We start from the raw sequence: 6,591 nt of genomic DNA on the forward strand, positions 1-6,591 counted from the left end.
GCGCAGCCAGCTAAGCCACAACCGCCGCAATAGCCAGCGATGGAGGGAGCGGCTGTGGTGGCGGATCAGCCAGAAAAGCCGCTGGCGGCTGCACTGGCTGCAATGCGCAGAGAGACACAGCAGCCAACACCGGCTGTAGTGTCAGTAGAGCCACTCCGGCGGTAACCGCCGCGACTGGCTGAACCGCCATAGAAGGATGAAGGGCCGGTACAGCCGCTGTAGCCCGTATAGCCAGTGGCGACGGTACCGACAGCACTGCCGGCACATCCAGTAAGCCGGGTTGTGCCTGTCAGGCAGTTGCGCACAAGGGCAGTTGCGCATTGACCATTTGAATAATTGCACCTATCCATAGGTGAATAATTCCAATGGAGCTTGCATCGCCAGTGACGGTCACTGTTTCCCTCGCCGCCTCCAAAGGAGGGTCGGGCAAATCAACATTGTGCATTTTGATCGGGTCGGAGCTGGCCCAGATGGGCCTGAAGACGCGGATCTTGTGCGCCGATCCTCAGCACTCGTCGTGGAAGTGGGCAGAGCGATGTGCCGCTGTCGGCCGACTTCCGGACAATCTTACGGTGGAAAGGGTAGACGACGAGAATGAGCTTGAGCAGCAGCTCAAGGGATCGGATGACCACGACATCATACTAATCGATCCCCAGGGAGCGCTAAATGCCGTCCTGGCGGTGGCGATCATGGCCGCCGACTTGGCGGTGGCACCGTGCAAGGCGTCGTACATGGACGCAGTGGAAGCCAAGCGCGTCTTTGATTTCGGGGCCAAATTGAAGAACGCCAACATGCGGTTGGTTCTGAACGACGTGAAGGGCATCGATCAAAAGACAGGCGCCTTCAAGGAGGCGGTCGGGCATCTTGTGCGAAACAAGATCCCCTACTTCGATACGGTCATTCAGAATCGCGCCGTTTACGCCCAGTTCTCGAACGATGCCGGCACGCTGGACCAACTCAATACCGGTCCAGGAAAAGGCGATCAGATCCAACGGGCTAAGGCAAACATCGCGCGCCTGATCGAAGAAATTTTCGCGCACACTGGAATCCGGCAATGAGCGATCGGGAAGATGGTGCAACCAACAAGACGTTCAAAATTCCAAAGAACCGGCCAGGTATTGGAAACCTCAGCGAGATGCTGGCGTCAGCGAAAATAGCTGGCCAGGAGATGGGCGTCGATGTGCCCACGATCGTCAGTGGAACCGACGTGGCAGCAGAACCACGGTCCGCGGAGGTAACTCCTCGCCGTCAGGCCACGCAAAAACGTGAGGCGGCCCCTAAGAAAAAACGGACAGACCGGCGCGAGATGCGTTTGCGCCTAAGCATCGATCTGATTGCTCGAGCGCGTCACCGCTGCGTGGACGAGTCGGCGCACTTCAGCGACCTGGTCGAACGCGCGCTCGAGCAATACCTCAAACGCGCTATCTGAATTTGGGCCTCGCGCGCGTGCACGCGCACGCACGCGAGGGAGCTCCATACAGGCTGGTTAAATGGCAAAGCTAAGCAGGACAGACGGAGAGATCGTCCCCGCTGCCGAAAAGGGGAGAAAGCTGCTTCGATTGCAGGTCGATGCGCCGCTACTTCGGCGAATGCAGCATCATTGTATCGATAGGGATCTGCGCATTGGAGAAGTCGTAGCAGCTGCCATCGAGGCGTATCTCGGCCGAGCGGAGCAGGAGCCGAGCAAAACAAAGACCCGTCCAGATAACATTAGATAGGCACTCGAATGAGCACGAACAGAAAACTGAAAGCGTACATAGAAAGGCTTCAAAACAAGGAAGCGGAGATCAAAGAACTAAACGACGAAAAGGCAGAGATATTTAAAGAGATCAAGGGTGATGGGTTCGACGTTAAGGCTGTTCGACAGGTACTGGCAATCTTGCGTAATGGCGAAGATAAGTATCGAGAGCGAGAGGCGTTGGTCGACACCTACCTTTCTGATATACGCTGATCGTGGCTGGATCGACCGCTACCTGCATAAACCTGGCTGAGGGATGGCTAAGCCAAAGATTACCAGACCGTCAGTATTCATTCGTGTCGCGGGTGATTACATTGTGGGGCTGCGGCCGGGTTGGTTGGCCATAGGGCGTGCCGTGCAATGATGCAGTAAACCAACTAGGAAGGGCGGATGATGGAGTGGCGAGCCCGCATCCAGTCTGAGGCGAGATTTGTGCGCAAGCTCATTGCGAGCCCGGCCTTCTGGATCGGGGGGGTGGCCCTTCTAGGGTTGGGCATAACCGCCATCCATTGGAATTCGGCCCTGAGCGATGCAGCTGGGACTACCGTTCACCTGAACCACCCTGATGCACAGATATGCCTTCAGACCCTAGATGGGAAAGTGGTCGATGCCTCAAAATGCGCCGACACTCAACGGTTTAAGTAGCCGTCCCTTTGGCGAATAAGGGCAATTTCTTGCGCTCGTCAGCGCATGCGGTGACGAGGTTTTGGCTTGTCGTCGTCGGATTCTGAAGGCGACCGCCTCTCACTTTTGGCTGGACCTTGCGCCGCTTCAGGTGCCGCCTGCACCGGAGCTTTATCACCCCTGCCCTGTGTGGGTGAAATGGTTGGTTGCACTGGCTGAAACGTTGGGCCCAGCCCTGGCAAGTTCCGCAAGGTGTCGCCGGCGTTGTGCTGCTCCTGCAGCTTGCTGACGAAAGGCTTGAGATAGCCGTCGAGGTGGCCCTTTCCGGGCTGGTCGAGTTCGCGGGTCAAGGCATCGAGATAGGCAGTTTTGTCGGTGCGCTGCCAGTCCACCTGGATGCCGGCACGTCGGGCCATCTCGGTATGCACAACCATGATCGTGCGTCCGTTTCCGTCAAGAAACGGGTGCGCATAGGCCAGCGAACCCATCACCTCGCCTGGCTTGTTCGCCATGAACGCCTTGTCATTGCCCTGTCGAAGGGCATAGCCGACGGAGACTGGGATTTCGTGAGGATCCGCAAAAAAGTGCTTCCCGCCCTTAGTGACTGCGCGATCGGGCAGGTTCTTGGTGCGGTCCTCACCAGCCCATGGATAGACTGGCGAGAACAACGTCTTGTGTGTTTGCAGGATGTGATCGTAGGTGATCACTTTGGCTTTGGCTAGATCGCCCAAGGCTTTGTCGACATTGGCCCTGAAAGACTCGTGCTCGAGGATCTTGACGAGCTGCATATCGTTCGTACCCGCGACATTACGCAGGTAGCCGCGCGTGGCGGCGTCACCGAATACATCGAACGCCACGGTTATTTTTCGTGGTAGTAGGCGATATTCAGCTGCATCGCCTCGGCCTGCGTCACCACTTCCGCGCGCTGCAGAGCAAGAATGAGATCGCGGATCTCGTCAGGCTCGATCGCGTCGCCAGCCAGCTCCGTCACCTTGCCAGCCCAAGCATCGCGCGGGCCAGGCGTGTAGGTGACGCCATGCTGCCGCGCGAGCCTGCGCACGCGCTCGGCCGTGCTCAAGTGAGCATCGACCCGGACAGCAGTCTTACGCAGCGCCTCGACAACCATTGGAACCTACCTTTCAGCTCTGAAATTAGCACATTGACGACGGAAAGTCGAACCGAAACGGGCACTTAGGCCGCCAAGACTGGTGCCAGAGGGAGAGCCGGGGAGAGCCCGAGAGGGCGGGCTGTCGCCCTCTCGGGCGCCGGCCGCAACTGGCCGGCGCCCGTCGCAGATCCTTGCCGTCCTGGGAGAGAGACAGGGCGGCAAGGATGGATGGCCCAGCAATGCCGGGCCAATCTTGTATCACTCAGCGGCCTCGTCAAAGGCGTCGTCCGCGTCTTCGTCGCCGCCTTCCTCGAAATCAGCCCCGTCGTCAGTCGATTCCGACCGCGCCGGCGCGGGATATGTCCTTAAAGGGGCGGGAAGCCACGTGTTTCCCGCAAGGTCATCCTCAGCCCGGTCAACGGCCTCGCTCTTGGGCTTGCTCATGATCGCCTTGGCTGCGTCCTCCGACAAGCCAGCCTCGCGCATCACACCTGCAATGCCCGCCTTAGATAGACGACCAAGGAAGCGCCGCTTGGGGCACCACCACACATTCATATCGAGACCAACGGCCTCCGCCAGTCGGTCGGCATGTTCGACTCGGCTGGAACGCTTGTTCTCAAATGCAAATTGTTTGGCGTTGAGATTGGCCGAGACCAGAACGGCCATCAGCTTCATCAGCGTGGTTTCGTCCTGCTCTATCACCCAATTCCAGAGATCGCCGGCATTGGTCGGAACTTGAGCACCTGCCTCCGCGAGGACATCTTGCCAAGCCTTCAGCGTCGGGTCTTCCTCAGCCTCTTTGACCGACTTCGACAGGTCGCACCATTCGCCGTCGATTTCGAGGGCAGACCCCGGAAGCTTGTAGGACGGCATGTCATAGAACTGACGCAAGGCAAGACGGTAGACCATGGCGGCAAGCGCGACCTTGGGATTGCGGCTGACCTCAACCCGAAGCGCCGCCGTCCTGATCGCCGTCAGTTCCTCGACCAACGCGCCGGCAAGCACAACCTCGTTTCCGCCCTGGGCGTCACCGTCCGCACGGCCTTTCTTAGCCTTCGCTTTGCTGGTGCCGGTCTCGCGCTCGATCAGGCCGCGCTCTACCCGCAGTTCCCCATTGTAGCCAATGCCGATCATTGCTCCGGCACGGGCGATGTCACCCGGCAGGAATTCGCGTTGTGGCTGGATCGCATCGATCGCAATCCCGATGCGGTCGATCTCGTCGGACAGGGCCTGAAACTCGTCGCTGTCGTCATCCTCTCGGCCCTCGATCTCGCCTTCAAGGGCCTCGTAGCGCTCCTGCAAGGCGGCAAGTTCTGCCTGCTGCTGGTCACTCAGGGGGGTCTGCTTGGCATAAACGCGACCATAGCTATGCACACCGTCAAGCTTGGGATCGACCGTCACCCATGCCCAACCCTGCGCTCTCTCCTCCTCGGCGGCCGCTTCCAATTTCTCGTTCGCCAGACGGGTCAGCAAAGCCAAATCCGTAAGCAGGCCACTGTTGCCATCAGCAAACAAGTCGGTCTGCATCGTACCGCCAGCCGCCTTGTAGACATCGAGGCCGACAAACCGCGCCATGCTGCTATCAGCCTTGGCAACCCCTTCGGATAGGCGCTGCTTGATGCGATAGGGTTCGCGCTCCCATTGACTGACGTCGAAAAACGCCGCCTCCTGACGGGCGTGGTCGTCCGTAATCGCTAGGGCTTGAAGCTGCTGCAACGTCGCCTCGCCGCTGCGGAATGCCGCGAAAATGCGCGGCGACAGGCCGGCCAGCTTGATCCGCCGCGAAACCACGAGAGGCGAGATGCCAAAACGACCGGCAATTTCGTCAGTGCTCAGCCCCTGCTCGGCGTTCAACCTGCCAAAGGCTTCGATCATGTCGGCATCCGTCATCCGGACACGCACGACATTCTCAGCAAGGGAAACCTCGGTTTCGCCCTCTGCCTCGATCAGCTTCACTGGCACCGGGAAGTCCTTGGCGATCTGCTTGCGCTTCGCGAGAAGGCGGAGCGCGGCAAGGCGACGACCACCCGCGACGACTTCGAACTTGCCCTTTTCGCCCTTGCGAGCCCCAAGGTTCTGTAACAGGCCATGTGAAGCAATGCTCGCCGCCAATTCTTCGATCCCCTCGTCGGTACCGGTTTTGCGGACATTGGCGGGGCTGGGAATGAGCTTGTCGAGAGCGATGTTCTGGATTTCAGCATTGGTCATGACGTCTCTCCGAAGGGGCTTAAGCGCTGAAGATCGCGGCGACGGCCAAGAGCCCGCCGATGAAAAGGGCCAGCGCGATTGCCTCCGCGCCGGTTCCGAGTGCAATTGAAATGCGGGCGCGCATCGGTGCCTCACTGCACCGTGCCGACGAAGAGCTGACGTTCCGCTTTGGAAGCGATCCCCCACGGCAGTGTTTTGAACACGCCGATCCGGTCTTCACGGCCGTTGATGATCCAGTGCAGAGCAACGCAGCGATAGAAGTCGCAAGCGGCGCTCGACTTGTAGGCATCCGTCTCGCAAGAATGGTAATCGAGAAACTCGACGAGCCGTGGCAGCGCTTCCGGGCGAACCCCCGCCACATAGGTGAAGGCATAACGGGATGCGCGCCCCTGCAGCTCTTGCACCTGCCCGGCCGGCAGGTAGGGATAAAGGGCGAGCACACTGCGGACATTCTCGGCAACCAGCGCCCGGCCGAACGTCGTAGCGTTATCGACCGTCACCCGCTGGGGTACGGTTCCGTCCAAGCGAGCTTCAAGGCCGGCGTCGATGGCCGCGCTGATCACGATATCGACAATCTCATTGGCAACAACCACACAAGACATTGAATTCTCTCTCCTTTTGAACGGCGAAGCAGGCCCGTCCTGCTTCCCGAGTTCGCGCGGAGCAGCAGAGAGAGAGGGGGGCAAGGCCATGGGCCGGAGGGGGATCACCCGCCCGTAGGGGCGGCGCCGATCGGCGCCGCGTTCGCAGCGAAGCGAGAACCGGGGATACCGGCCCATGAGCGCAGCGGGCCTTGCATGGGGAGAGAGAGGCGGCGCCTCTTTCTCCCCTGCCCTTCGGCCGCGGCGAATTCGCCGCCTGGCCGAAGACCAGCACAGGATCATGTCAGAGCCGGCTAGGCCGGCGGCGTCAT

Annotated in this window: 7 protein-coding genes; 3 read left to right on the forward strand and 4 right to left on the reverse strand. The window is 59.9% G+C overall.

Translation table 11 applies throughout. The features are described from left to right. Positions 1–365 precede the first annotated feature (365 nt). The 3 genes from ACTJKX_RS32950 to ACTJKX_RS32960 all read left to right on the forward strand — a co-directional run bounded on the left by ACTJKX_RS32950 (position 366) and on the right by ACTJKX_RS32960 (position 1,951). Positions 366–1,058 carry a nucleotide-binding protein gene (locus tag ACTJKX_RS32950; protein ID WP_440727859.1) on the forward strand — a complete coding sequence of 231 codons (693 nt, stop codon included), beginning with the start codon at positions 366–368 and terminating at the stop codon, positions 1,056–1,058. After that, on the forward strand, positions 1,055–1,429 hold the full coding sequence (locus ACTJKX_RS32955; protein ID WP_440727860.1) for a hypothetical protein: 375 nt from the start codon (positions 1,055–1,057) through the stop codon (positions 1,427–1,429). Before ACTJKX_RS32950 ends, ACTJKX_RS32955 begins: the two co-directional genes overlap by 4 nt. Positions 1,430–1,726: 297 nt before the next feature. Further along, complete coding sequence (locus tag ACTJKX_RS32960; protein ID WP_440727861.1) at positions 1,727–1,951, forward strand: DUF2312 domain-containing protein; 225 nt, start codon at positions 1,727–1,729, stop codon at positions 1,949–1,951. Positions 1,952–2,421: 470 nt separating this feature from the next. On the opposite strand, the gene ACTJKX_RS32965 is transcribed toward ACTJKX_RS32960, so the two are convergent. The 4 genes from ACTJKX_RS32965 to ACTJKX_RS32980 form a co-directional block, all read right to left on the reverse strand. Beyond that, positions 2,422–3,219 (reverse strand): Fic/DOC family protein, encoded by a 798-nt coding sequence (locus ACTJKX_RS32965; RefSeq protein ID WP_440727862.1) that lies wholly within the window; start codon positions 3,217–3,219, stop codon positions 2,422–2,424. A 2-nt stretch (positions 3,220–3,221) separates the two neighbouring features. Beyond that, the gene (locus ACTJKX_RS32970) at positions 3,222–3,488 is read right to left on the reverse strand and encodes a hypothetical protein (protein ID WP_440727863.1); all 267 of its coding nucleotides are present in this window, start codon (positions 3,486–3,488) and stop codon (positions 3,222–3,224) included. Positions 3,489–3,728: 240 nt separating this feature from the next. Continuing rightward, positions 3,729–5,678: a ParB/RepB/Spo0J family partition protein gene (locus ACTJKX_RS32975; RefSeq protein WP_440727864.1), complete on the reverse strand. Its 1,950-nt coding sequence runs from the start codon at positions 5,676–5,678 to the stop codon at positions 3,729–3,731. Positions 5,679–5,809: 131 nt separating this feature from the next. Beyond that, positions 5,810–6,280, reverse strand: a complete 471-nt coding sequence (locus tag ACTJKX_RS32980) for a hypothetical protein (protein WP_440727865.1) — start codon at positions 6,278–6,280, stop codon at positions 5,810–5,812. Positions 6,281–6,591 lie beyond the last annotated feature (311 nt).

The organism is Labrys sp. 22185, from assembly GCF_052045555.1.
Lineage (GTDB): Bacteria > Pseudomonadota > Alphaproteobacteria > Rhizobiales > Labraceae > Labrys > Labrys neptuniae.